Source organism: Bacillus seohaeanensis (genome assembly GCF_042684945.1).
GTDB classification, from domain to species: Bacteria; Bacillota; Bacilli; order Bacillales; family Bacillaceae_B; genus Rossellomorea; species Rossellomorea seohaeanensis.
Genome location: NZ_JBHUMF010000031.1, coordinates 1,009,365 through 1,036,053 on the forward strand (window position 1 = coordinate 1,009,365; position 26,689 = coordinate 1,036,053).

Below are 26,689 nucleotides of genomic sequence, written 5' to 3' on the forward strand. Positions count from 1 at the left end.
TCCTTCCTAATAATATTAGATAGCACTTGTGTTATTGTATTCTTTTGTATAACCATTCCCTAATGGTGGAATAAAGTAGATTCCGAAAATACCTATCATATATAAAATGCCAGAAAAAGCAAGAATAGCGTTCAGTACCCCGAAATTACTTATCAGAACACCTACTAACAATACACCTGGCAATGCCATTGAGCTTGAAATCATATTGTACAAACTAAAAGTTCTTGTGTAATTTTCGCTTGAAACAACATCTTGCAAATACGTAACAAACGTCACATTAAAACAGCCTAATGCTATTCCTTGAATAAAGAAAAACGGAAGGATAAATAGCCAATTTGTAATAAAAAAGAGACTTCCTATACTTATACCTAGAGCAAAAAGTGGTGGTATAATCAACCACTTTCTTTCTATCTTTTTATACCACCTCGGAACGATTGATGCTCCAATAGCTATACCAAAAAGTGACGCAGTACCGATAAAACTTAAATTCTCGACTCCCACTAATAATACATCGGTCAAAAAAGAGATTAAAATTAAATCGACCGAAGTAGCAAAAAACATAGCCAAAGCTAAAAAAGAAAATAATAATCGAAGTTGAGGATGTCTAACGATATACTTTATTCCTTCCTTCATTAATTTCCATTGACCTCGTTTCTTCACTGGCTGTTTCTTCACCATAGGAGTAATTTTCCTAATAAAAACTAATGAAAAAAGAAGAAGCCCTGCGGAGATCATTAATAAAACAGAAGGGATAAGAGACCATTTTACCATTAATGCAGTAAATACTTGCCCGAATATTTTAACAACGGTAAAACCTAATTGTAACAAACTGTTAGCTTTCGGACGATGTTCATTTTCTATAATCTGTGGTAAAAGCGATTGATTGGCAGGAGTAAAAAAGAGACCTAAGATACTTAAGACTATTAGTAAAAGGTATACCCATTGATAAGCTATGAAGGACATCACAAACAAAAAGGCAAGTAGCATCACTATACGAAACGCATTTGAATATATCATAACTTTCTGTAAGGATTTATTATCTAACCAAGCACCAATCGGTAAGGCCAAAAGCGTAACCGGCAAATAATAAGCAACATAAAAAAATGTAAATGCTTCACTTGAATTTGACTGAATTTCTATCCACTTCAATAATGAAAAAAACATGACAGAATCTGCAAACACACTTAAAATTCTTCCTAAAAACAAATGGCGAAAAGCGCTGTGGTATTTTAGTAACAATTTAATATCCCCTTTCTGCACATGAATTGTTACATATATCTTACCTCTCAATCCACTATATGTAAATATTTATATATAAACATTTACATATAAATTATTCAATAAATAACTCACTCTAATCAATGAGGAAATAAATTTTATAAAAAGAGGCTCAATTTCATTTAGAACTGAGCCCCTCACCAGTTATCTTGTTACTTTTTCAGACTGTTCATAGATAAAAAAACGTACACTTATCAATTTTCTACTAAATTATACGGTGTGAAAAATTCACAATTTAGCTTTCTAAAATCCTTTTTACCCAAATTTAAAACATGAACCCTTACCTTACTTAATTGATGAAATTTTTCCCCTTTAATTCTACTATTCGTAAGTTATAAACAATAACAAAATTTCCCCCGACAAGTAATGTTGAAATTCTATAAGAAAACGAATGTAAATACGTTTTTCGGTAATAACTATAATAAAACCAAGATGGGGGATAGCATGACACGTATTTTACTTTATATCGCTCTAATATTACCGTGGTTTTCTTTATTTTTTATAAGAAAATCAACTATAAAACGATTTATGCCTGTTACAATATTCACGGCTTTGCTGATGACAATTGTTTTCCAAATTGCCTACACGTATGATTGGTGGGTAATCCATGAGTACATTGCTCCTTGGGGGCATATGATTGATGTTAGCTTTGCCTATGGAGTGTTTGCGGTCGGGACACTTTGGATATTTATTTTGACTCATCATTCTTATGTAAAATATTTGATAACAAATATGGTTTTTGACGGATTTTTTTCCTTTTTTGTTTTTGATATTCTTGACAAACTAGGCATCGGTACAATAAAAAACTTAAAGGAATGGCAGTATTTTTTAATCATGCTCCTCGTTTCTGTTATCATTTATATTTATTTTCGCTGGCAGGACACGATATGGAAAGAAGATGATCACGAGTAAAGCACGTAAAAAACAGGTGACTCCTTTCTTGGTGTCTCACCTGTTTTCTGTCCTGAAAGAAATAAATTAACCAACCGGCGCTTTCAACATGCCGGTGCTTTTCTTCCATTTCTTCTTTAGTTTTACTTCTTCAAAATTCAAGCGGAAGGTAGTTCCTTCTCCTTCAAAGCTTTGAACTTGAACATCTGCTCGGTGATCTCGTAGGATCCTTAAACAAATCGTTAATCCTAAGCCGGTACCTTTGGTCTTTGTAGTGAAGAAAGGCTCTCCTAGTTTATCAAGAGTTTCTTTTTTCATTCCCGCTCCTTCATCTTCTACACTTACGAAAACTTTTCCGTTCTCTTTGCCAGCTTTGATTGTAATAGTACCTCCGTTTGGCATTGATTCTATCCCATTTTTTATTAAATTAATAAAAACCTGTTTTAACTGATTCTCGTCCCCTCGTATATTAAGGGTATTTTTTTGAAACTCCGTATGTATGTTCACATTATAAAGGATGGCGTTTGTACTTAGTAATTGCGAAACGTTGTAGAGCGTGTCAACAATATTAAACTCTTTAAACACGATAGCCTGTGGTTTTGCTAGGATGAGTAGTTCACCAAGTACTAATTCAATCCTCTTAATTTCTGCAAAAATAATGTCTAAATATTCTCTTTGCTTTTTAGTTGCATTATCCCGCATAAGTTGAAGAAAACCACTAATAGAAGTTAATGGATTTCTAACTTCATGTGCAATGCCTGCAGCAAGCTGGCCTGCCACAGCTAATTTTTGTGACTCAATTGCCAATTCTTCATTCATTTCTAATAACTCTTCTTCTGTATGTATCCGTTCCGTAATATCCATAATAGTCCCAACTGACCCAATGAATCGACCATTATTATCATAATGAAATTTCAGATGAATTTCTCCCCATAAAACGCCGCCTTCTTTCTTTTGATAACTTACATCAAATTTATGTTTATCTTTCCCCTCATCTTTCAACCTTTTTAATAGAGGCAGAATCTCTTGGCGGTCTCCTAAAGAAAGAAAATGGAAAGCATTTTTATATAGACTTTCGATAACAGAGTATCCAGAAAGTGACTGCCACGCTTGATTTAAATATAAGAAATGACCCTTTTCGTCCGTTCGAAACACTACTTCTTCAATATTTTGTAAAACATGCTGCATCTCATCATTGATCTTTTTATTTTCTGCTTCCTTTTCTTTCATCTCTTGAAGGTTATTATTGTTGATATCATAAGACTTTCCCGAATAAAAGCCAACAACACAGAGAATGACAGTATACAAAAGATCTAATGGAAGATTAATTGGGCTTTCTAATAAAAAGTAAAAGATAAAATTCCAAATAATAACTAATAAAAAACCGATCAACATCCCAGCAATTCTACCCCGATATTTAGACATCTTCTCCCTTTAATCCCCCTAACATTAAATATTAACTCGAAAAAGTAAGAATTTTTGCGAAACTTGTCTTTTTACTAGTATAACAATTAACAGAGGGAATTGGAATAATATTCTTATCTGTTTATCAATAGAAGAGGATTTTCTTGTCACTTTACTGTACGTTGTCTATAATTATAGACGATATCTATTGCTTTTTTGTCTAGTTTCAGTGGCTAGAGGATAGAGGTCATTTGAGTACAAACAGCCGAGGTCAAAGAACGACCTCATTTGTTTTCAATCAAATGCTTGTCGCCTCTGATTAAGCTGCTTACACTTTTCGGGTTGTCTAGTTCCAGCGGCTAGCCCCTCGAGGTCATAAGCCATTCATCCCAAAAAGGCAAAGAACGCCTTTCCGGGATGCTCGTCTTATGCTATGCCTGAGGCTGATCGAGCCGCTTACACTTTTCGGATTGTCTAGTTCCAGCGGCTAGCCCCTCGAGGTCATAAGCCATTCATCCCAAAAAGGCAAAGAACGCCTTTCCGGGATGCCCGTCTTATGCTATGCCTGAGGCTGATCGAGCCGCTTACACTTTTCTAAAAAGAAGTTGAGGTGAAAGTATGTTAGACGGTTGGTTTTTATATTTTATCCTTTTTTGGGTTGTCTTTTTAGTGGTTTCTTTTGCTATTGGAGGCTTCTTTATGTTCCGAAAGTTTTTAAAACGATTACCAAAAGAAGACGGAAAATCCGATATGGATTGGGAAGAGTACTATGTTGACCAAACTATCCATTTATGGAATAAAGATAATAAGGATATGCTAAATGAACTGGTAAGCCCTGTACCTGAACTATTTCGAGATGTCGCAAAGCAAAAAATTGCAGGTAGAATTGGAGAACTCGCTCTGAAAGAAAAAGCATCTTCTATCACAATAGATTTAATAATCCGGGGATACATATTGGCAACACCGAAAAGAGACCATAAGTTTTTGCGAAAAAAACTAGATGAAATGCAAATTGATGTATCTCCCTATGAGAGTCTGTTTTAAAGTTATTTCGATATAGTGAAAAGAAGAATAAAAAATGTTCTTCATTCTTGTAACCCCAAGTAAGAACAGTAACAAAAAGGATGACCTCAATTGGTCATCCTTTTTGCTACTCTCTTTTCTTCAACCACTTATATGGAATTTGGCGAAATCATATTTTTCTTCGTTTGATGGAGCTTTTTGTACTGAAGATACATCGCCACTCTCCAAGGAACAATCATACCAAACGCGAGTATCCAGAACATCCCACTCAATTCTCCATAATCAATAGATGTGCTCAACACTAACTTGGCGATAATTCGAACTAATAAAAGCCCTATTAGTATAAAAGCAAATGCTTTCGAACGTTTTAAATAAATATCATTATCACGAATTTCAAACCGGGAAGTTTTTATTAATAATATCGAAAAAATCATTCCTACTGCTAGAGCCTCTAAAATTTCCGCCGGTGAAACGCGAAACATTGGGAATAAGAACATTAAAGCTCCCGTGCTCATGAAAATAGGTGGAAGAATGATTTTTCTTGCATTTACAGGTTTTTTCTGTGCTTTCGTTCTAATAATAAGAACGAAAAATCCCATACATATCGCAACAATGGATGAAGCAATAGCCATTTTCATCATCCTTTTAGCTGTGTTTTCTATAGAACATTATAGCTTATTTTATGTAAAATCCAAAATAAAATTGAATGATTGAAACATTTCTTTAGTAGAAATGTGATCAGGCAAAGAAAAAGAGCCGAGATGGATTGTATTATCCAACTCTCAGCCCCCTTATAATCCTAATACTCTTTTAATAGCCTCATCTACTCTTACTTCATCAAATGGTTTTACAACAAAGTCTTTTGCCCCAGCCTCAATGGCCTCTACGACAACCTTTTGCTGTCCCATTGCAGAGCACATAACTATTTTAGCATGTGGAAAGTCTGCTAGTATTCCTTTCACTGCATCCACACCATTCATTTCAGGCATTGTTATGTCCATCGTAACTAAATCAGGTTGTAATTCTTTATACTTTTCAATAGCAATTTTTCCGTTTTCCGCTTCTCCAACTACAGTATGACCGCTTGAAGCGAGCATATTAGAAAGCGTCATTCTCATAAACTTTGCATCATCCACTACTAAAACTGTTGCCAAAGTGATTTCCCCCTCACTAGCACTAACAATTATCTTTTATCTATAATTTCTTCATACAATATCCTCCATAAATATACCATTAATTACATATAACTTTCAATTATTAACATTTACTACTAATAGTTAGAATCCTTGAAAACCCCCAAAAAGGGAAGTGAATAAACTTAATAGCATCGTCATCCAATCAAAAAATAGCATAATACCAAACAAAATCATAATATATCCTCCGACTTTCATGATTTTGCCGCTATTTCTTTTCACCCATTGCATTTTTCCAACGAAAAACGATAGCACTAAAAATGGGATAGCAAAACCTAGTACATAGGAAGTCATATAAATAACACCTGACCCTGGATTGGAGGCAGACAAAGCAAGAACCGCAGCCAAAATCGGACCAGTACAAGGTGTCCAACCTGCCGCAAATGCCATACCGATAAAGATTGAACCAATATAACCAGAGGGCCTGTTTTTAAATTCGTATTTCCGTTCCTTCATCAGAAATTCAGGAGTAAAGATCCCAACAACCATTAACCCGAATACTACGATTAATATTGCCCCTAACTGCCGAATAAGGTCCTGATACTGATAGAAAAAGTTTCCGACAAAGGAAGAGGTGAAGCCAAGCATAATAAAGATTGAAGAAAAACCAATTAAAAAGAAAATCGTATGTATAAGACTACGCCGCTGCATAAGAGCATTTCCCGTTTTTACATCACTGACGGACATACCAGTTATATAGGATAAAAATGCTGGATAAAGCGGTAAACAACATGGTGATATAAAACTAAGTATCCCCGCTCCAAAGGCCAATAATAAATTCAAATCGTCCATTTTCATTCACAACTCCTAACTTCTTCCTTCCTCCCTATTCTATCAGATATCTTAACGAACTATGAGTGGGCGTTGTGTGAAGAATTTGTGTCAATTTATTGAAACTAACACGATATACCTTGCATATTCCTTTTTAAACTTTTATATTCATACAGTGTTCATCACTTCCATTAGTTTGATTAGAAAGTAGTCCTATTCGGTTATAATTGTCGGAAAATTTTTACTTAAGAAACATAAATTTACGAGAAGATTTTTCTTTGTATTCCCTCCTGATTTTCGTTATACTATTAAATAAGTTACAATAATTACTAGTTCTGTATACAGAATGTAAACAGAAAGGAAAAGAAAGGACAAAGGGCCGTGTCTAAACAAGAACTACTAGAACGAATTGAAAGAAAACGGGCTCAATTAATAGATATTGTGGCTGAAACTGGATTTAACTCCCCAAAAGCCATTCAATTCAGTCAAGAACTCGACCGTCTGTTAAACAGCTATAATACTAAACATATAAAAGAATATTCCACTCAATTCAATTAATGTTGTGAAACCTATGGAACTACTCCAGTTACCTAAGTAGTTCTTTTTTTTTGGAAAAATTCCTTTTCATTCGCACGGATAGTACATCCATGTGTTTTTTATTTCACCACTTTCATGTACGAAAGAAAGCTATACTCCAATTGAAGTATAGCCCTTTAGTTAATTATCATTTCCCTACTGCGTCCTTCATCGTTTCTACTAATCCATTTTGCAAAAGATACATTTTATGATAGAGTCCTTTTTGCATCAGAAGCTCTTGATGCATTCCCCTTTCTACGATTTCCCCTTGATGTAGTACAAGAATTAAATCAGCGTCTTGAATAGTAGATAGTCTATGAGCAATGGCAATAGTCGTTCTACCTTTTCGCATTTTTGCAAGTGCGCCCTGGATTGCTTCTTCTGTTTCGGTATCAATATTAGCTGTCGCCTCATCCAATACTAAAATTTTTGGCTGCGTCGCAATCGTTCTTGCAAAAGCAATCAACTGTCGCTGACCACTCGAAAACGTTGAGCCTCTCTCCACTACTGGATGAGCATAGCCATCTGGTAGCTTCTCAATAAAGCTGTGAGCCTGAACGAACTCGGCAGCAGCAATTACCTCCTCCTCCGTTAACTGTTCTGAATGGAGACGGATATTATCTTTTACCGTACCAAAAAATAGAAATGGATCTTGTAAAACTAAGCCCATCTGTTTTCTTAACGCATCCATTTCATATGCCTTAATCGATTTTCCGTCTATCATTATTTCTCCCCTATTAAACTCGTAAAACCTCATTAACAAGTTAATAATAGAGCTTTTTCCACTACCTGTGTGGCCAACAAGTGCAACTGTTTCTCCTGGTTTTGCGGTAAACGTTATATTTTTTAATACATCTTTTTGATTATCATAAGAAAAAGAAACGTTTTTAAATTCAATTTCCCCAGCATTAATTTCAGCGTTTTCGTCGACTGCTTGAGCTGGTGCCATTTCCTTTTCATCGAGCAATTTAAACACGCGAGAGGAAGCGATGATTGCCTGCTGAAATAAAGAAAGTCGTTGCATGATTTGGTTAACCGGTTCAAAGAAGCGATCTAAGTAATTAACAAATGCATACAGCACACCAATTTCAATTGGATTTTCAAATGACGTTATTCCAAAGAAACTCAGCACGAGAACAAGTGCCCCAACGTAAACTAAATCAATTGCAGGACGTAATAACAACCCATCAATTTTTATATTTTTCATGCCTGCATCATAATGTTTGTCATTAATTGTGCCAAACTCTTCCCTCAATCTTTTTTCTTGACGGAATACTTGAATAATTGACATTCCTTGTAATGATTCGCTCAACTTGGCATTTAGTTGACTTAATCTCTCCCTCATATCTAAATAAAAGATAGAGCTATACTTTCGATAAGCCTTCATAATAAGAAAAAGGACAGGAAGTATTAGTAAACAAAAGAGTGCAAGTTGAACATTGAGGGCAAACATGGCAATAAAAATACCAATAAGCAGGAAACTTCCTTGAATAAAAGATACTAGTACACTAACAAACATTTCTTTAATTGCCTCTGTATCATTTGTTACTCGCGAAACGATACTTCCTGCCGGTGTTTTATCGAAAAACCTCATTCCTAGACTTTGTACTTTGGAAAACACATCGACTCGTAATTGCTGAATAATTTTAAGAGCGATTACTTGGAATTTTAATAATTGATAATAGGAAACAATAACATTACCAATCTGAATGCCAAGATAAGCAGCAGCTAACCCTAGTAATGGACCAAAAGGAAATTCTCTTGGTGTGAGGTAATCATCAATGAAAACCTTTACTAAGATAGGGCCTAACACATCCCCTATTGTCATCAGTAACAAAAGAAAAAATGCAATCGTAATCGTTTTCTTATGCGGCTTCGTATATTTCATTAATCGGATAAAAACATTTCGCTGTTCTTTCGTTGTTAATGTGGGTATTTTTTCCATTGTCTATCCTCCATGCTCCACAAGTTCTTCTAATTGCTGACGGAGGAACATTTCTTTATACCATCCATCTTCTCTCATCAATTCATCATGTGTTCCTTTTTCAACAACTTTTCCGCTCTCTAGCACAAGAATAAGATTGGCGTGCTGAATAGCACTTAATCGATGCGCTGTTATAATCGTTGTTTTTTGCTGTCTTTCTGTTCGAAGCGAATGGAGAATCGTTTCCTCTGTTTTCGCATCTACTGCGGATAAAGAGTCATCTAAAATTAGTACCTCTGGCTCCATCAGTAAGGCTCTTGCTATACTGATGCGCTGTTTTTGCCCTCCAGATAACGATACACCACGCTCGCCAACAACTGTCTCATAGCCATCAGTGAATGCAAGAATATCGTCGTGAATATAAGCAAGGCTTGCTGCTTTTTCAATTTCTTCGCGCGACGCTAATGGATCTGTAAAAGCAATATTTTCCGCAATCGTAGCCGAAAATAGAAAATGATCTTGTGGAACATACCCAAAAGCTTCTCTTAGTTTTGTCATTTCGTATTCTTTAATAGAATGGCCACCAAACTCTATTGTTCCTTCATATCCTTCAAACTCACGTAGCAATGCTTTTAAAAGCGTCGTCTTTCCTGCTCCAGTTTTCCCTACAATTCCTAATGTTTCGCCTTTATTTAAGGTAAAATGGATGTCCTTTAATGCAGGTTCGTCTTCATTTGGATAAGAAAACGCTGAAACATTAAATTCAATATTTCCTGTAGGTCTTTCTTTAATTGGGTCGTCTATATTTTTTATTTCAATATCCTCTGATAATAATTGCGAAACACGATCATACGAGGCTCTCCCACGCTCTACGATATTAAATAACCAACCAAAAGCGAGCATTGGCCAAATTAACAATCCTAAATAAGTAGTAAATGCAACAAGTTCCCCTATCGTCAAGTCACCATGCATAACAAATCGCGCTCCAAAAGTAACAGATAAAAAGAAGGATATTCCGACAATTATAGAAATAGTAGGGTCGAATAAGGAATCCACCTTCGCAACAGAGATGTTCTTTTGGACAACATCTTCGGATTGTTTTCGGAAATCTTCAATATCTTCTTTTTCTTGACCAAATGTTTTTATAACCTTAATCCCTGATACACTCTCCTGTGTTTTATCATTCAAAGCAGAAAACGCTTCTTGTGCTTTATGAAACCGTTTGTGAAGCAATGTTCCATAATAACTAGTCAAAACCGCCATAAACGGCATTGGTAGTAAAGCAATGAGTGTCAGCTTCCAACTTATCGTTGCCGCCATCGCAATAATGACAAATCCGCCCGTTGCCAATGAATCAACAAGCGTCAAAATACCGGAACCTGCCGTTTGCTGTATCGCTTGCAGATCATTCGTTGCATGTGCCATAAGATCTCCAACTCTTCGCCTTTGAAAAAACGAAGAAGTCATATTAGTAAAGTGTTGATAGAGACGATTTCGAAGTAGACGAGAAAGTTTTACAGCAGAACCAAAAATCATAATTCTCCAAAAGTATCTTAAAATGTACATGAGGAGAGCGGAAACAATTAGGACTGCAACCCACGTCCATAAACCTTTCGCCGTAAGCTCATCCGCTCTTATCGCATCTACCATGTATCCGACAATCTTTGGCGGAACTAACTGTAAAAAAGCTACAAATAGCAATAAAACAATTCCTATAGTATACGATTTTTTTTCCTGCTTAAAAAACCACATTAAATCCAAAAAAACCTTCATATGTAACCTCCGAGTTGGTTCAAAGTATTCTATTAATAGTAGGATGATTCATGGATGTCTAGCACTCTTTACATTCAACCTCAACTTTCTATGCAATAGTTTTAAATTTATTTAGAAGCATGTCGTCAAAAACACCATTTTATTTTACCAAATTTTAAAAAAATTAGAAATTATTTTTTCACTAATTATATATGAATTATAGGGACAGTAAGAAGTATGATAATCTAAATTAAAATAGATGCGTTAAATAATGATATGATGGAGTTGGGGGATTGTAACGATATGATAAAAAAATTGTTACTCAAAACAGCTTTAATCGTAGTCGTGTTATTCTTACTTTTTATTTGCTACTCTGCTTACGGTATTTGGTCTTTCGCTGACAAAAATCAATTAGTTAAAACGGATGCAGCTATTGTACTTGGTGCAGCAACTCTCAGGGATAAGCCGTCACCTGTACTAAGAGAAAGAATAAATCATTCCATCTGGCTTTATGAGAATCATTATGTAGATAAATTGATATTTACAGGTGGTAAAGGCGACGATGATACGTTTGCTGAATCAGAAGTAGCAAGAATGTACGCCATTAAGAATAACGTGAATTCAGAGGATATTTTCATTGAGACTAAATCTAAAATAACAGAAGAAAACCTTCAGTACGCAAAAGGCATAGCAGTAAAAAATGATATGAACAGTTTTACTATTGTTAGTGATCCGCTACATATGAAACGAGCTATGTTAATGGCAGAAGATTTAGATATGGAGGTTTATTCCTCGCCAACACCAAGTTCTGTGTATAAAAGCTTCACGACCAAACTTCCTTTTTTCTTTCGAGAATTGTTTTTCTATGTCGGCTATATTATAACCCTTCCCTTTAGGTAGCTAATATTCTAATCACCAACAAAAAACACATGGAATTTTCATCCATGTGTTTTTGTATACAATTAGATTTGGATTAGTTATCTTCATGAATGTGAACGAAAGGTTCTTGATCCTCTTCTTTAATAATCGTTGCTTTAATTCCTTTTGGTGTTTTCACATATACATACGCAGGCGTGTGTGGAAAATAATCGACCAGTTCTGGTACGATTGCTTGTGAAAAACCAATAATTTCTGGAGATTTAATCATTTCTGAAGACACTTCTATAACCAGTTTCGTTATATCCTCTTCTTCATATAACGCTTTTCCAACAAAATCAATATCTTGATTTGTAAAATATTGATTCACATAATCTTCAAGGTTTAGTAAACGTTCTGCCATGTCCCTATCCTTTTTTTCTCCAGCATCGGATGGAAAATAGTAGTATTGTTGGTTTACCTGTTCCCAATTTTTTATCTTGTTCTCATTTTCCTTTACAAAAGAATAGGCATAGTAATTTCCTGGAATAACACTATTTTGCTCTTGTACATTATAAAGTGAAATCATAATTGGAATATTTCCTAGCCCTTCAATCTTTCTTACGCGGCTAATTACCTTTTCTGCCATTTCTCTTCCTTGCTTTTCCATCTCTTTCTTATCGATTCGTACTTCACCAAAGTGCATGAGCCCTTGACTATCTTGCACACGTATATAATCAATGGTGTTCATCGCTAATCCTAGTGAAATTCCCTTTATATTCCCTTTTGTGTCAACGTAATTTTGTTCATGGATATAAGCTAAATACATTGGGTTCTTCTTTTGAATCTCCATTTTCTTTTCCCAACCCATGTCATCCGTTACTTTTATCTCAGGATTCAATCCTTGTTGATTATCCGCAGATTTTCTTCCAATCCAGCTCGTAACATCCGTTAAAAACTGCCCTTCTTCATAAAGAAATGTGTCAGGTGAAAAGAATTCTTTTGATAACGTCATAAGCCCTGTTTCGATTTCATCCATATCAATTTTATTGTTGATTGTTTCTGTAATTAGTCCCCTATTAACCGCAAAGCTATCACTTTTCACATTATATTTTAAGTACTCTCTTGCACCATTGCCGCTTGTTTGGTCATGAATATCAATTTTATTTTCATCCATTACTTCTTCAGGTTCATTCGTAGATCCACACCCCGAAAGCAGGAAAAGCAAAGATAAAGAAACTGCTATTGTTTTTTTCATATGTCTCCCTCCGAGACCTAATTCTATCATAATTTTCTTGCTGACACCCTATGTAAAAAGAAGTTTTATAAAGTAAAACTTCCCTTTCTCAACCATTTCCATTCACTAGACTTCCTCTAGAAAGAAAAAAAGACTGACACGAGAAGCGGAATCCCACTTACTGTCAGCCTTCTTTTCAGCACGTATAGATGGAATACCTTTGCTTTAAGATTGTTCATCTTGCAAAGTCTAATCTCCAACTAAGACCGAAAGTTTTCTTCTAATTAGCAGGAATTAACCTGATTAATGGAAGTATCACTTTATTTACCTTGTTGTTTATTCATAGCATTCATCATTTGATTGATTTTCTTTTGCGATGGCTTTTGACCCATTTGCATCATCATCATTCGTAACATTTGTTCATTAATTGGTGGATTTTTCTTTAGGTAGCTCATCATATATTTACGAGCAATGAAAAATCCTAGTGCGACTCCAGCTAATAGTGCTAGAACACCGACTAGAATGTAATAAAACATATTTCCACTTCCTCCTTCATGTTGTCCTTATCAAAGTGTACTAAACCAAGAAACATTATACAATATTTCCGTGATAATTTCTTTTAATATATATATTTTCTTTGTTTTATTGGTTTTAACCAGCCAAATCTTTCATTTTTTAAATCAATCGCAAGGAGTTTTTGGTCACTTTTCCGAAGGATTTCAAAGAAAAAAGACTCCCAATCTTTCGTACCCCATACATCAAGCTTTATACAACGCTCTGTAATCACTATTTTAGCTCCACAACCACTTTCTTCCACTATCATTTCATTATCTTTTGGTTTGATACTATCTTTTTTCGATAAGCCTTGTTCAATCATTCTCTTTGTTGGCAAAAATGGGATTGGCTTCGTAATATAGTTAACTTGCGTATTTATAATTGTATGTAAGGAACCTTTTGCACTTTCTAGTTGAGAAAATAGATTATAAAACGTTCTCTCTCGTCCGTAAAAGTAATCGGCAAATTCATTTTCGATCCAATAGACTTGATATGAGCGTACCATTTTTTCTCCCCCTACTTTCCTTTTTCCTTTCATATTAGTATAAAGGAAGGCAAGTAGATTGACTGTCACAAACTGTTAAAAACATCCACTAGTTTTGTCGAATATCCAATTTGAACATAATCATATCAACAGCTTGTATTCCATTTTCATAGATTGGTTCCGGATAGTCCAAAAAGAAGTCTTTCTTTATCGCAACCATTCTAAACCCACATTTTTGATAGAATATAATATTATCAATACTGGAATTTGCCGTACCGACAATAATAGATTTTTTTCCTAACCGCTCTACTTCCGCTACTAGCATCTGCAAAACTTTTTTTCCATACCCTTTTCCTTGATCCTCGGGCTTAAGTGCAATATTTTTGATTTCCATTGTCGCATCATCTAATTCTATTAATTGAACAACACCAGCCACATTACTATTCACCCAAATAGTATATAAAATACCTTTATCGATATATTCCTTAACTACTTCCTCCGATTCATCCGCTAAAAGTAGAAGTGGAAGGAATCTGCTACGATCGCCTGAAGTTTCTTTTTTTATTATGACGATGGAGACCACCTCTTTAAAGTTCTTTACATGGTTTATTGTACCTGGTACATATAGTAGCTTCTGTGCCAGGCACAATCGAGCAAAAAGAAAAGCTGCTAACAATTTTTTGTCAGCAGCTTGTTCTGTTTCACTCTTAATTTTGTAATAATACTTTCACACGGGACACAACGTTTTCAGGAGTAAAGCCATATTCCGCAAGAACCTTCTCTCCAGGAGCGGATGCACCATAACCATTGATAGCTAAAATGTCTCCTTCATCTCCAACGTAGCGGTCCCAACCAAGTGGGGCAGCCATTTCAATACCAAGACGTTTTTTCACTGATTTTGGAATAACAGACTCTTTATACTCTTTAGACTGCTGCTCAAAGCGATCCCATGAAGGCATGCTGACAACCGAAACGCTGATACCTTCTTTTTCTAGAATACTTTGTGCTTCTACTGCTAAGTTAACTTCTGATCCAGTTGCAAGAAGTAATGCATCAGCTTGTTCTTTACCAGCTGGAGAAACAACATAAGCACCTTTTTCCACACCTTCTTGAGCATTCGTTGCAGTATCCTTTAATGTAGGTAAATTCTGTCTAGTAAGAACAAGTGCAGTTGGTTTGTCTTTAGAAGTTACCGCTACTCTCCAAGCAGCTGCGACTTCGTTACCATCAGCTGGACGGATAACAGAAAGGTTCGGCATTGCTCGTAGAGATGGAAGCTGTTCAATTGGCTCATGTGTTGGACCATCTTCTCCAACGGCAATACTATCATGAGTAAAGACATATGTTACAGGTAGTCCCATAAGTGCTGCCAAACGAATAGCAGGTCTTAAGTAATCACTGAAAACAAAGAAAGTACCGCCGAATATTTGTAACCCACCATGAAGAGCTATACCATTCATCGCAGCTCCCATACCGAATTCACGAACACCAAACCAAATATTTCTTCCTTCATATGACTCTGCTGAGTAATCGGCTTCATCTTTAATCATTGTTTTATTAGATCCAGCTAAGTCAGCTGATCCACCAATGAAAGATGGAAGGTTTTTCGCAATTGCATTAAGTACTTCACCTGAAGATGCACGGCTAGCTACACTTTTACCTTCTTCATAGACTGGGATATCTTTGTCCCATCCTTCTGGAAACTCACCTTTAATCGCTGTTTCAAACTGCGCAGCGAGTTCTGGGTATTCTTGTTTGTATTGCGCAAACATTTCATCCCATTGTTTTTCTTTTTCTTGTCCTGCATCTACCATTTGTTGCTTAAAGCGTTCATACACTTCTTCTGGCACATGGAAGTCTTCCTCAAAAGTCCATTTATATGCTTCTCTAGTAAGTGTACGTTCTTCACTTCCAAGTGGAGCACCATGAACAGCTGATTTTCCGGATTTATTTGGAGATCCGTAGCCAATTACCGTTCTTACTTCGATCATTGTTGGTCGGTTAGTATCGGACTTGGCTTCTTCAATTGCCGCAGCAATTTCATCTAAATTATTTCCGTCTTCTACGCGAATGTATTGCCATCCATAAGACTGGAATCTTCCTTCAATACTTTCAGAGAATGACTTATTCAAATCTCCATCAAGTGATATGTCATTTGAATCATAAAGAACTACTAAACGCCCTAATTTGAGGTGGGAAGCTAAAGAAGCTGCTTCTGAAGAAATACCTTCCATTAAATCGCCATCACCACAAATAGAATATGTAAAGTGATCTACTATATTATAATTGTCTTTATTATAAACAGAGGCTAAATGTCTTTCTGCTAGAGACATACCTACTGCCATTGCAAGACCTTGTCCTAATGGTCCAGTTGTTGCCTCTACTCCTGGTGTATGACCATATTCAGGATGTCCTGGTGTTTTACTTCCCCACTGACGGAATTCTTTTAAATCTTCCATTGAAACATCATAACCTGATAGGTGTAATAGACTGTATAACAGCATAGAACCATGACCCGCAGATAGAACAAAGCGATCGCGGTTGAACCAATCAGGATTTTTAGGATTATGGTTCATAAATTTAGACCATAAAGTGTATGCCATAGGAGCTGCTCCCATCGGCATTCCCGGGTGACCGGAATTGGCTTTTTCAATTGCATCAATCGATAGTGTACGAATAGTATTAATAGCTAACTGATCTGTATTATCAAACATAAGTCAGACATCCTTCCTTTTCTATCTTCCCTTATAATATAATATTCTTTACGTGTTTATACAACTATCTTGAATAATATCATTATTATTATTCACAAAAAACTTTTTTCCGCTAAAAGTTCACTTTAGTCAAGTGCAACTTAGTTTAAGGAGTTTCATGAAAAAATAGTTACGGGATACGGGAGGGGATAAAAATAAAGGCTCTTTTCTCATGGATTGTTGTTTTTACTTATGAATTTTTCCCGTTGATTTCCGTTAAAGAGCAACAATCTTTACAAAAACAGCCAAAATACAAAAGAAGTTGACCCAAAAAAAGTGCTAGGTACCTCCTTAACTAAATACAGTACCTCGAAAACTAGTACTTTCTATTAGTTAATTGGGAGGGCTAGGCACTTGTGGTCAACCCTTTTAAAAACATGTTATATTTATTAATGCATTTTTTTCTTACTTTGTATATCTTGAAGTTTCTGAGGTGTTACTTCATTGCCGTCAGGATCGAATACTCTTGTACTTTCAATCGTACTTTTCATTGATTTGCGAAATGTCTCTAAATATTCTTTCCTAAGTTTTGTTTGCTCTTTCGCCTCTTCAGGTGATAACCCTGTGGCTTTTGCCTTTTTAGCGAGTTCGTTAATTCTATTCATTTTCTTTTTTGAAAGCATGATAAAAACCCCTTTATATCTATTCCATAACGTATTTTCAAGAATAATTATATCGACATGTTACTAGAAAAAAAGGAATAAGACAAGAATTACGGATTTGAAGTTGTCCTTAATATTCCCGATACTAAAAGTTTGTTCTAATTGCCAGTTAAACTTATTTCCTAGTATTCAGAGGTTTCTTCTTCGTTTTGGTTATTGACGTATTCCTGATATCGTCGATGTACGGTTGCTTTGGAAATGTTGTACCCAAATCCCCTTAAAGTTGCAGCTATTTCAGAAAACGTAAGATCATTTTTTCTTAGGCGAATAATTTCCTCTATCGGTACTTCTATTCTTTCTCTTCCCTCAAGATTACCTTTATTTTTTAAATTTTTATATGGTCGGTATCCTTTTTCTACCGCTCTTTTCATGCCTCTTTTAATTTTTAAATTATGTAATTTCCTTTGGTATTCTTCTACCATGCTTACGATATTGATTACCATTGAATCAGATTCAGATAAATGCAATTCCCCACTATGACTTAAACTGATAATTTTCACATTCTCTTTTAAAAGACAATGTATTAGAGCTATTTTTGCGTTTCCTCGTCCAATTCTAGTTTCATCTTGGATAAATATTGCTTCTATTTCAGACTCTTTTATAAGGTCTAATATTTCAAATACACCTGGACGGTCTAAATCGTAACCGCTCGCCTGATCTTTAATAACCTTGTACACTTCAAACCCATGTGATTCGGCAAGGTTCACCAATTCAATTTCTTGCCTTTCCAGCGACGATTCTTGTGTCTCTTTTTTTGTACTTACTCTACAGTAAATCAACGCCTTCATCGTATCCCCCTCTATTCTTAATCTTCATTTAATGCAAGTTGGACATCGGTGTTATGTTTTATTGCTTTTTCTGTAACAGGTAATGTTAGTAATTCCCCCTCGGTTATTTTGAAAGTGGAGAGATTATTTTCCTTACCAATCCAATCAATAAATTCTTCACTCGTCATACTATGGCTTCCTTCATACCGTTCTGCTATAGTCCAAAGCGTATCACCCTGTTTTACCGTTATTTGTTCATATTCTGGCTGCGATGATACATGAATTAAAAATAACGAAAAGGATGCAACTCCTAAGATTAATAGAATAATAACATAAGAAAATCGTTTCCAAATAAAATTTAACATTATGATAACCCCCATACGAATACTTGTTCTGTTTGTAGTTACATTCTAATACGAACATTCGTTTGTAGTCAACTAAAAAATTCGAACTTATGTTTGTATCTACTAGGATGCCATGCTATACTATAATTACCAGAATAATTATAGTAGAGGTGTGTGCAAATGAGTAAATTGTCCAAAAGACAAAATGATATTTTGGAGTATATTAAAGAAGCAGTTAGGACAAAAGGATATCCACCTTCTGTAAGGGAAATAGGAGAAGCTGTCGGGTTAGCCTCTAGTTCAACGGTACACGGTCATTTAGCCCGATTGGAAAGCAAAGGCTTGATTCGAAGAGATCCCACTAAACCAAGAGCAATTGAGATTTTAAATCTAGAAGAAGACAACATCCCAAGACAAAATGTAGTGAACGTACCGTTAATCGGTAAAGTGACAGCCGGACAGCCTATTACTGCAGTAGAAAACGTGGAAGAGTTTTTCCCCTTACCTGAAAGATTAGCTCCAGCAGATGAACAAGTATTTATGCTTGAAATTATGGGAGACAGTATGATTGAAGCAGGAATACTGAATGGAGATTTTGTTATTGTCCGTCAACAACAAGCAGCTAATAATGGTGACATTGTTGTTGCAATGACAGAAGAGGACGAAGCAACTGTTAAACGTTTCTTCAAGGAAAAGGATTATATCCGTTTACAACCAGAGAATTCCATAATGGAGCCCATCATATTAAGAAATGTTTCTATATTAGGAAAAGTCATTGGTGTATATCGTCAAGTCCATTAATGCTTTTGCTTATTTAGAATCGCACACAGGCAACATCTCTTAGTATACAAGTCTAAATAATTATTACAATAAAGAAAGGGATAACCAGTTTAGTTAGTTGTCCCTTTTTACTTTCCCGTTATAAATGGTATCCAATTCTATCTACGTCTGTACTATTACCGTACTTTCTTCACTCATAGCCCCCCTCCTTTTTTCAATTATTAGTTTATGAAAGAGTGTACTCGTTTTTTAGACACTTTAAAGGGCAGAGAATAGATAGTATTTCAGTCTGCAATTAGGACGTTTTTTTGTAAATCAATACCTGTCAATAATCATTCTCCTTGAACATATATTGCTATGGGAGGAGATTTTTATGGACAGATTTATTTTTACAATGATAGCTGGTATACTAGCTGGGTTTGCACTTCTAAAAGTACCTTTAGATATTCCATTTTTATCAAGCTTCCAGACTATCATTACTGCCATTGCTATTTTTGCTGTTGTAGTGTTTTCGTTTGTCCTTATTTATAAGGCCATAATGACACTGTTTGGTAAGTAAATCATCGTATTTTATGCAGGCTCAGTTTTTCTGGGCCTTTTTTATATTGTTATAAAAACGTTGTAGAATGGAAACCTTTTGGTCAAACTTTGATCTTAGATGCAATTTGTATTAGAAGTTTCACTTTGACTAAAAAAAGAGCCCTGACACTAGTAGCGTCAAGGCTTCATCTTATTAATACATCTTCATATACTGCTCGCGTTCCCAAGGATGAACCTGCGTACGGAACATATCCCATTCGATTTCTTTCGCTTCGATAAAGTGTTCAGTAATATGTCCACCTAGTGCAGCTGTAATTACTTCATTTGCTTTAAGTTCTTCTAACGCAGCATGTAATGTTGCTGGAAGATCAACAATTCCTGCTTCTTCGCGTTCTTGTTTATCCATTACATAAATGTTGCGGTCAATTGGAGCTGGTGCTTCTAACTTATTTCTAACTCCATCTAATCCTGCAGCGAGTAAAACAGACATTGCTAAATACGGATTAGCAGCTGGGTCAACAGAACGCACCTCTACACGAGTACTCATTCCACGTGAAGCAGGGATACGGATTAATGGACTTCTATTCTGAGCAGACCACGCTACGTAACAAGGTGCTTCGTATCCTGGTACTAGACGTTTATAAGAGTTAATCGTTGGGTTTGTAATAGCTGTAAAACTTGTCGCATGTTTAATGATTCCAGCTAAAAATTGACGCGCAGTATCACTTAGTTCTAAATCACCTTTTGTATCATAAAATGCATTTTCCCCTTTATTAAATAGAGACATGTTACAGTGCATTCCAGATCCGTTTACGCCAAATAGTGGTTTTGGCATAAACGTCGCATGTAAACCATGTTTACGAGCAATTGTTTTTACCACTAATTTAAATGTTTGAATGTCGTCACATGCTCTTAACGCACTCGCATATTTAAAATCGATTTCATGTTGACCTGGTGCTACTTCATGGTGAGATGCTTCAATCTCAAAGCCCATTTCTTCTAGCTCAAGGACAATATCACGACGGCAATTTTCACCTAGGTCTGTAGGTGCTAGATCAAAATATCCACCGTTATCGTTAAGTTCTAACGTTGGTTCACCTTCCACATCTAATTTAAAGAGGAAGAATTCTGGCTCTGGTCCAAGATTGAAATCTGTAAATCCAAGTTCTTCCATTTGTGAAAGAACCCGTTTTAAATTATTACGTGGATCACCATCGAATGGCGTTCCATCTGGATTGTAGATATCACAAATTAAACGTGCTACTTTTCCTTTTTCCGCAGTCCACGGGAATACAACCCACGTGTCTAAATCAGGATATAGATTCATATCAGACTCTTCAATTCGTACAAACCCTTCAATAGAAGAACCATCAAACATCATTTTATTGTCTAACGCCTTTTCTAATTGACTTACAGGAATTTCCACATTCTTGATTGTTCCTAGAATGTCCGTAAATTGTAATCGAATAAATTTTACGTTTTGCTCATCCGCTAACCTTAAAATATCTTCACGAGTATACTTTGCCATTGTTCCTAATTCCTCCCCAAATTAATTTAAAAGGATTTATTTTAATGAAAAAAGCGTGACATATCACCTTGACGCAAAGAAGCTCGCTTAAACCTTCCTGCGTGGATCATCTCATTACGCAGTAGCTTTCGTAGCTCATCATCGGTAAGATTTTGTCTTCCTTTTTCTCCTTTTTTCTTTTGTTCGTCAGATTCAGGTTGATTTTCTTCTCTTACGGCAAGTAATTTTTTTATACCAGCCATATTGATGCCTTGATCTAAAAAATCCTTAATTTCTAGCAGTTTATCAATATCATTTAAGGAAAAGAGCCTCCGATTCCCTTCTGATCTCACAGGTGAAACTAGATTATGCTCTTCATAATAACGAATCTGACGGGCAGATAAATCGGTGAGCTGCATTACAATTCCGATTGGAAATAATGCCATGCTACGTCTTATTTCACTTCCACTCATCACGATTCCCCTCATTTCTTTCCCTTTGATATCTTTATTATATGAAATGTCAGGTTTATTGTCAATGATATGTTAGGTTTTATTACATCAAAAATCAAAAAATAGGATAGCCATCTATTAGACTATCCTATTACTTAATCTTTATCCTTTTGTAATGGTAAGTAAACCTTTTTCAATTAACTGATCAACCGCAATAAGGATTGCCATTTTAACATGGGAGTATGTTAGTCCCCCTTGCACATATGCTACATACGGGGGTCTAATTGGACCATCTGCCGAAAGTTCGATGCTCGATCCTTGCACAAATGTTCCTGCAGCCATGATAACATCATCTTCATATCCCGGCATGTAGTTAGGATATGGAGTGAAATGAGAATTAATTGGTGAAGCAAACTGAATGGCCTGGCAAAATGCTACCATCTTTTCTCTATCATCGAATTGAACGGATTGAATGAGATCCGTCCGCTTTGCATCCCATGCCGGATTTGTATTCATTCCTAATTCGCTTAACAGTCCAGAAGTTAATACCGCTCCCTTTAAAGCCTGTGCCACAACATGTGGCGCAAGGAAGAAACCTTGATACATTTCTTGAAGACTGTATAAGGAAGCGCCGGCTTCTGCACCAATCCCAGGTGATGTCATCCGATAAGAGCAAGCCTCTACAAGTTCTTGTTTCCCAACGATATAGCCACCTGTTTTAGCAAGTCCTCCTCCAGGGTTTTTTATAAGCGAACCTGCCATTAAATCCGCTCCTACATGGCATGGTTCTTGTTCTTCTACAAACTCACCATAACAATTATCAACGAAAACGATAATATTTGGATTAATTTCCTTTATAAACCTTATCATTTCCTCTATTTGGCTTATGGTAAAAGAAGGGCGATTGGCATACCCTTTAGACCTCTGAATTCCAACTACTTTTGTTTTAGTGGAGATTGTTTTAGATACCTTTTCAAAATTAATTTCCCCTGTTTCTTTCAACGGAACTGTTTGGTATCCTATTCCAAAATCCTTTAAAGAGCCGTTGCCAGTTCCCCTTATTCCAACGATTTCTTCTAGCGTATCATAAGGTTTTCCGGTAATATAAACTAACTCATCACCCGGACGCAATACACCGAATAAGCTTATTGCAATCGCATGCGTCCCAGAAATAATCTGAGGGCGAACAAGTCCTACTTCTCCACCAAAAACATCCGCATAAATTTTTTCTAATGTGTCTCTCCCTATATCATCATACCCGTAGCCTGTCGACGGAATGAAGTGGCTATCACTCACTTTATGGTTCTGGAAAGACTGTAGGACGCGAAATTGATTTTTTTCTGCCTTTTCGTCTATTTGACGCTGAATTTCATTAATTTTATCTTCTACTCTCGTTGTAATGGGCTTTAGAACCTGCCCATTTTTTAATTGATCAAACATGTATTTCCCCTCTACTTCTTGAATTTCTTCGTACTACCGGAAACCGGGTGATCCTGTAAATGGTAGCCCGCAATCTCATATTCCTGGTTTTCTTCTATAAAATCAAGCTTCGTGAGAATCGTATCGTTTTTCAATTGCGAAAGAACTTTTCCTTCCGCTGCAGGAACTAATACATGATAGGCAACCATATGTTCTTTCACAATTTCTTCAATCCTTAATAAAAGCGTTTTACGATCTGCTTCTTCTAATGCACTAAGAACAATCTTCTCAGAGCTACTATCTGGAACAAAATCAGCATGCATTTCATCCTTTTTATTATAAACGGTTAACTGAGGTAAGTGGTTCATCTCCAATTCTTCTAACAATCCCTCTACCGTTTCTTCATGCTGTTTATAATCAGGATTGGAACTATCAACGACATGCAATAATAGATCTGCTTCCCTTACCTCTTCTAATGTCGAACGGAATGCAGCGACTAATGTCGTCGGTAAATCTTGAATAAACCCAACCGTGTCTGTTAAAAGTGCCGTATATCCGCTAGGTAAAATCATTTTTCTTGTCATCGGATCAAGTGTTGCAAATAGCTGGTTTTCCTCATACGATTCGGCTATCGAAATCCGATTGAATAAGGTTGATTTCCCAGCATTTGTATAACCAACAAGGGCAATTTGGAACGTTTTGTTGCGTTTTCTTCTATCCCGGTAGCGTTCTCGATGCTCTACAATTGATTGCAATTGTTTCTTAATATCATCAATACGTTTCCGAATATGACGACGATCACTTTCAAGTTTTGTCTCCCCTGGTCCTCTTGTGCCAATTCCTCCCCCAAGCCGTGAAAGTGCTGTACCTTGACCAGTTAGTCGTGGTAATAAGTACTGTAACTGTGCCAGCTCCACTTGAAGTTTCCCTTCTTTTGACCGAGCTCTTTGGGCAAAAATATCTAATATCAATTGTGTTCTATCGATGATTCTGACATCTATCTCTTTTGATAGGTTCCTGATTTGACTTGGCGATAACTCATCATTAAGGATGATTAAATCAGGCTCGAATTGTTTTACTAAAAGGACCAGTTCTTCCACTTTTCCTTTTCCAATATATGTACCTGGGTGAACCCGGTCCCGTTTTTGAGACAGGGTTGCAACTACTTCCGCCTGTGCAGTATCTGTTAAAGCTTCAAGCTCTGTCATCGAATAGTGAAACCGTTGATCATCTTCTTCTAATTGACATCCAACCAATATCGCTTTTTCATATACTTTTTCGTTCAACTAACATCCTTCTTTCTCATTGGTTTTTATTGATATGTAAAAGGTTTTTACGCAAAATGTCATTCATATCATATCAAAAATTAAGCCTAATCTCTATTTTATTAAAAAAGTGGTTACAAAAACGCAAAATGCATGTTAAAATCAATTGATTTGAAATGAAAACAATATTAGTATTCGCTCATATATTACACAGAATTCACCTATAACAGATGTTTTTCATATACACACAAAAGAGGAGGAATGGGTATGACGTGGGATGTATTAACGATTATTGGAACTGTTGCTTTTGCTATTTCTGGAGCGATTGTCGCGATGGAAGAGGAGTACGATATTCTTGGTGTGTATATTCTTGGAATTGTAACAGCATTCGGTGGTGGAGCAATTAGAAATTTGTTTATCGGAGTACCTGTTTCTGCACTCTGGGAACAAGGGATGCTCTTCCAAATAGCTTTGCTCAGTATAACAGCAGTATTCTTATTTCCTAATAATTTGTTGAAGCATTGGAACAGATGGGGCAACTTTTTTGATGCAATTGGATTATCCGCATTCGCAATCCAAGGTGCCCTTTACGCATCAGATATGAATCACCCTATGAGTGCTATAATTGTCGCAGCAGTATTGACAGGAAGCGGTGGTGGAATGATTCGTGACTTATTAGCTGGTAGAAAACCTTTAATATTAAGAGCAGAAGAAATATATGCTGTATGGGCCATTATCTGTGGGATAGCTATAGGATTAGATATAGTTAGTTCGCCGGTTGAGCTATACATTTTGTTTGTTTTAGCGACTAGTCTTCGTGTTCTTTCTTATATATACAAATGGAGGCTACCAAATAGAAGTTTAAAGGCAAGGGCATAGTGTTTGTTCTATTCTATTACTCTATAAAATTACGAAATACAAAATGGTTATCTAAAATTTGTTCTACACCGATAAGGTAATGATCGTGCGATTATTTTAATACACCAAAAACTGACCATAAATGATGCCAGACTCTTACATCAGATTCACTATCTGATAGGAGCCTGGCATTTTACGTTTGGTCCGTTTTTTAATCATCTTTTGGAAAAAGTAAATCATTGCTTCTTATCGTCAATAACTCATTCCGATTATAGTTATTCTCCATTAGCAATCTCATCGCTTGTGTCCGGATCGCCTTCTCTAAAATATTTCTAACGTATCTACCGTTAGAAAATGCTTTAGCTGTTATCGAGTTTTTCACGGTTTGTAAATGTTCCTTTACCCTTCTTTCTGCATCATGACTAAGTATATATTGTTTATCGTCGAGCATTCTACTCCCGATTTCCATCAATTGATCAACAGAATAATCTGGAAAGTCAAAAACTAACGGAAACCGAGATTGAAGCCCTGGATTTAATGTAAGGAAATGATCCATTTCTTTTGAGTAACCAGCTAAAATTAAAATGAATTCATGTTGCTTATCTTCCATATGTTTTACAAGTGTATCAATCGCTTCTTTCCCAAAATCTTTTTCCCCACCACGTCCGAGTGAATATGCTTCATCAATAAAGAGAATACCGCCGAGTGACTTTTTTATTAAATCTCTTGTTTTTTGTGCTGTATGCCCAATATATTCGCCAACTAAATCTGCACGTTCTGCTTCGATAAGATGTCCTTTTGAAAGTACATTCATTTTGTGGAATAGTTTCCCAATGATTCGTGCAACAGTTGTCTTCCCTGTACCTGGGTTACCTTTAAACATCATATGAAGAGCCTGTTTTCCTGTCTTCAAGCCCATTTCTTCTCGCTTTTTATTTACATAAATCCAAGCATATATCTCTTTTACCATTTTTTTCATTTCTTCCATCCCGACTAATGTTCCGAGTTCCGTTTCTATTTCTTTTAATGCAAGATGCTCTGGAGGAAGAGCGGGAGGTGGCACATCTTGCTGAATTGATTTTTTTACAGGGTTACTACGTTTTTGGGAGCTTAAAACAATGCTTATCTGACCATTGTTTTTCATTCTCATTGGTTTCTCATCCAAAGGATTCACCTCGCAATTCTATAGACAGTATACTCATTAGCTTAATGATTGTGACAAATACCTAATTTATCCCACTTTAACGAGCAGTAAGACTCCATCTCAAAGTTTGAGAAGTCAGAGAAGCATAGGTTCCCCGTAAATCCCTAAGTAGTGAGATACAGTAAAACTTACCGATGCGTTAGAAGAGGTTTAGTTGAACCATTTGGGTTCTTACTGTCGGTTAAGTATCAGCTG

General features: G+C 36.0%; 27 protein-coding genes. 7 read left to right on the top strand and 20 right to left on the bottom strand.

Features of this window, described 5'->3' with window-relative positions:
* Positions 1-15: 15 nt before the first annotated feature.
* Entirely contained in the window at positions 16-1,239 is a 1,224-nt protein-coding gene (locus ACFSUL_RS18175; RefSeq protein ID WP_377937306.1) for an MFS transporter, read from the bottom strand.
* A 483-nt stretch (positions 1,240-1,722) separates the two neighbouring features.
* Here ACFSUL_RS18175 and ACFSUL_RS18180 point away from each other — a divergent pair, with 483 nt between their 5' ends.
* Positions 1,723-2,190 (top strand): hypothetical protein, encoded by a 468-nt coding sequence (locus tag ACFSUL_RS18180; RefSeq protein ID WP_377937307.1) that lies wholly within the window; start codon positions 1,723-1,725, stop codon positions 2,188-2,190.
* Between the two features lie 66 nt (positions 2,191-2,256).
* On the opposite strand, the gene ACFSUL_RS18185 is transcribed toward ACFSUL_RS18180, so the two are convergent.
* A complete protein-coding gene (locus ACFSUL_RS18185; RefSeq protein WP_377937308.1) occupies positions 2,257-3,594 on the bottom strand; it encodes an ATP-binding protein in 1,338 nt (445 codons plus the stop codon).
* 597 nt (positions 3,595-4,191) lie between these two features.
* Between ACFSUL_RS18185 and ACFSUL_RS18190 the strand changes: the two genes are divergently transcribed.
* Positions 4,192-4,617, top strand: coding sequence for a DUF2621 domain-containing protein (locus ACFSUL_RS18190; protein ID WP_071412680.1), 426 nt, complete (start codon positions 4,192-4,194; stop codon positions 4,615-4,617).
* Positions 4,618-4,745: 128 nt separating this feature from the next.
* Here ACFSUL_RS18190 and ACFSUL_RS18195 read toward each other — a convergent pair whose 3' ends face one another.
* From ACFSUL_RS18195 to ACFSUL_RS18205, 3 genes are all read right to left on the bottom strand, one after another.
* Entirely contained in the window at positions 4,746-5,228 is a 483-nt protein-coding gene (locus ACFSUL_RS18195) for a CcdC family protein (protein ID WP_377937309.1), read from the bottom strand.
* 159 nt (positions 5,229-5,387) lie between these two features.
* On the bottom strand, positions 5,388-5,750 hold the full coding sequence (locus ACFSUL_RS18200) for a response regulator (RefSeq protein WP_377937310.1): 363 nt from the start codon (positions 5,748-5,750) through the stop codon (positions 5,388-5,390).
* 123 nt (positions 5,751-5,873) lie between these two features.
* Positions 5,874-6,581, bottom strand: a complete 708-nt coding sequence (locus tag ACFSUL_RS18205; RefSeq protein WP_377937767.1) for a cytochrome c biogenesis CcdA family protein — start codon at positions 6,579-6,581, stop codon at positions 5,874-5,876.
* Between the two features lie 360 nt (positions 6,582-6,941).
* On the opposite strand from ACFSUL_RS18205, the gene ACFSUL_RS18210 reads away from it, so the two are divergent.
* Complete coding sequence (locus tag ACFSUL_RS18210) at positions 6,942-7,118, top strand: Spo0E family sporulation regulatory protein-aspartic acid phosphatase (RefSeq protein ID WP_084778410.1); 177 nt, start codon at positions 6,942-6,944, stop codon at positions 7,116-7,118.
* A 166-nt stretch (positions 7,119-7,284) separates the two neighbouring features.
* On the opposite strand, the gene ACFSUL_RS18215 is transcribed toward ACFSUL_RS18210, so the two are convergent.
* Positions 7,285-9,081: an ABC transporter ATP-binding protein gene (locus ACFSUL_RS18215; RefSeq protein ID WP_377937311.1), complete on the bottom strand. Its 1,797-nt coding sequence runs from the start codon at positions 9,079-9,081 to the stop codon at positions 7,285-7,287.
* Positions 9,082-9,084: 3 nt separating this feature from the next.
* The gene (locus ACFSUL_RS18220; protein WP_377937312.1) at positions 9,085-10,833 is read right to left on the bottom strand and encodes an ABC transporter transmembrane domain-containing protein; all 1,749 of its coding nucleotides are present in this window, start codon (positions 10,831-10,833) and stop codon (positions 9,085-9,087) included.
* 282 nt (positions 10,834-11,115) lie between these two features.
* Here ACFSUL_RS18220 and ACFSUL_RS18225 point away from each other — a divergent pair, with 282 nt between their 5' ends.
* Positions 11,116-11,712, top strand: coding sequence for a YdcF family protein (locus ACFSUL_RS18225; RefSeq protein WP_377937313.1), 597 nt, complete (start codon positions 11,116-11,118; stop codon positions 11,710-11,712).
* 73 nt (positions 11,713-11,785) lie between these two features.
* Here the strand turns inward: ACFSUL_RS18225 and ACFSUL_RS18230 are convergent, their stop codons facing one another.
* The 8 genes from ACFSUL_RS18230 to yneA form a co-directional block, all read right to left on the bottom strand.
* Positions 11,786-12,925 (bottom strand): CamS family sex pheromone protein, encoded by a 1,140-nt coding sequence (locus ACFSUL_RS18230; RefSeq protein WP_377937314.1) that lies wholly within the window; start codon positions 12,923-12,925, stop codon positions 11,786-11,788.
* A gap of 299 nt (positions 12,926-13,224) precedes the next feature.
* A complete protein-coding gene (locus ACFSUL_RS18235; RefSeq protein ID WP_071412685.1) occupies positions 13,225-13,440 on the bottom strand; it encodes a YneF family protein in 216 nt (71 codons plus the stop codon).
* 83 nt (positions 13,441-13,523) lie between these two features.
* On the bottom strand, positions 13,524-13,964 hold the full coding sequence (gene sirA / locus ACFSUL_RS18240; protein WP_377937315.1) for a sporulation inhibitor of replication protein SirA: 441 nt from the start codon (positions 13,962-13,964) through the stop codon (positions 13,524-13,526).
* A gap of 88 nt (positions 13,965-14,052) precedes the next feature.
* Positions 14,053-14,619: a GNAT family N-acetyltransferase gene (locus ACFSUL_RS18245; protein WP_377937316.1), complete on the bottom strand. Its 567-nt coding sequence runs from the start codon at positions 14,617-14,619 to the stop codon at positions 14,053-14,055.
* 31 nt (positions 14,620-14,650) lie between these two features.
* Positions 14,651-16,657: a transketolase gene (tkt, locus tag ACFSUL_RS18250; protein WP_377937317.1), complete on the bottom strand. Its 2,007-nt coding sequence runs from the start codon at positions 16,655-16,657 to the stop codon at positions 14,651-14,653.
* A 428-nt stretch (positions 16,658-17,085) separates the two neighbouring features.
* On the bottom strand, positions 17,086-17,319 hold the full coding sequence (locus ACFSUL_RS18255; protein ID WP_377937318.1) for a DUF896 domain-containing protein: 234 nt from the start codon (positions 17,317-17,319) through the stop codon (positions 17,086-17,088).
* Positions 17,320-17,480: 161 nt separating this feature from the next.
* Positions 17,481-18,146, bottom strand: a complete 666-nt coding sequence (locus tag ACFSUL_RS18260; protein ID WP_377937319.1) for a YneB family resolvase-like protein — start codon at positions 18,144-18,146, stop codon at positions 17,481-17,483.
* 17 nt (positions 18,147-18,163) lie between these two features.
* Complete coding sequence (yneA, locus tag ACFSUL_RS18265; protein WP_377937320.1) at positions 18,164-18,490, bottom strand: cell division suppressor protein YneA; 327 nt, start codon at positions 18,488-18,490, stop codon at positions 18,164-18,166.
* Positions 18,491-18,649: 159 nt separating this feature from the next.
* Here yneA and lexA point away from each other — a divergent pair, with 159 nt between their 5' ends.
* Positions 18,650-19,270 (top strand): transcriptional repressor LexA, encoded by a 621-nt coding sequence (gene lexA, locus ACFSUL_RS18270; RefSeq protein WP_071412690.1) that lies wholly within the window; start codon positions 18,650-18,652, stop codon positions 19,268-19,270.
* A 352-nt stretch (positions 19,271-19,622) separates the two neighbouring features.
* On the top strand, positions 19,623-19,808 hold the full coding sequence (locus tag ACFSUL_RS18275; protein WP_377937321.1) for a hypothetical protein: 186 nt from the start codon (positions 19,623-19,625) through the stop codon (positions 19,806-19,808).
* A 174-nt stretch (positions 19,809-19,982) separates the two neighbouring features.
* Here ACFSUL_RS18275 and glnA read toward each other — a convergent pair whose 3' ends face one another.
* The 4 genes from glnA to hflX form a co-directional block, all read right to left on the bottom strand.
* Positions 19,983-21,317, bottom strand: coding sequence for a type I glutamate--ammonia ligase (gene glnA / locus ACFSUL_RS18280; RefSeq protein ID WP_377937322.1), 1,335 nt, complete (start codon positions 21,315-21,317; stop codon positions 19,983-19,985).
* Positions 21,318-21,358: 41 nt separating this feature from the next.
* Complete coding sequence (locus ACFSUL_RS18285; RefSeq protein ID WP_377937323.1) at positions 21,359-21,769, bottom strand: MerR family transcriptional regulator; 411 nt, start codon at positions 21,767-21,769, stop codon at positions 21,359-21,361.
* Positions 21,770-21,910: 141 nt separating this feature from the next.
* A complete protein-coding gene (locus ACFSUL_RS18290; RefSeq protein ID WP_377937324.1) occupies positions 21,911-23,188 on the bottom strand; it encodes a methionine gamma-lyase family protein in 1,278 nt (425 codons plus the stop codon).
* An 11-nt stretch (positions 23,189-23,199) separates the two neighbouring features.
* Positions 23,200-24,453 carry a GTPase HflX gene (gene hflX, locus ACFSUL_RS18295; protein ID WP_377937325.1) on the bottom strand — a complete coding sequence of 418 codons (1,254 nt, stop codon included), beginning with the start codon at positions 24,451-24,453 and terminating at the stop codon, positions 23,200-23,202.
* Positions 24,454-24,699: 246 nt separating this feature from the next.
* Here hflX and ACFSUL_RS18300 point away from each other — a divergent pair, with 246 nt between their 5' ends.
* Positions 24,700-25,311 (top strand): trimeric intracellular cation channel family protein, encoded by a 612-nt coding sequence (locus ACFSUL_RS18300; RefSeq protein ID WP_377937326.1) that lies wholly within the window; start codon positions 24,700-24,702, stop codon positions 25,309-25,311.
* A 190-nt stretch (positions 25,312-25,501) separates the two neighbouring features.
* Here the strand turns inward: ACFSUL_RS18300 and spoVK are convergent, their stop codons facing one another.
* Positions 25,502-26,440, bottom strand: coding sequence for a stage V sporulation protein K (gene spoVK, locus ACFSUL_RS18305; protein WP_377937769.1), 939 nt, complete (start codon positions 26,438-26,440; stop codon positions 25,502-25,504).
* Between the last annotated feature and the right edge of the window lie 249 nt (positions 26,441-26,689).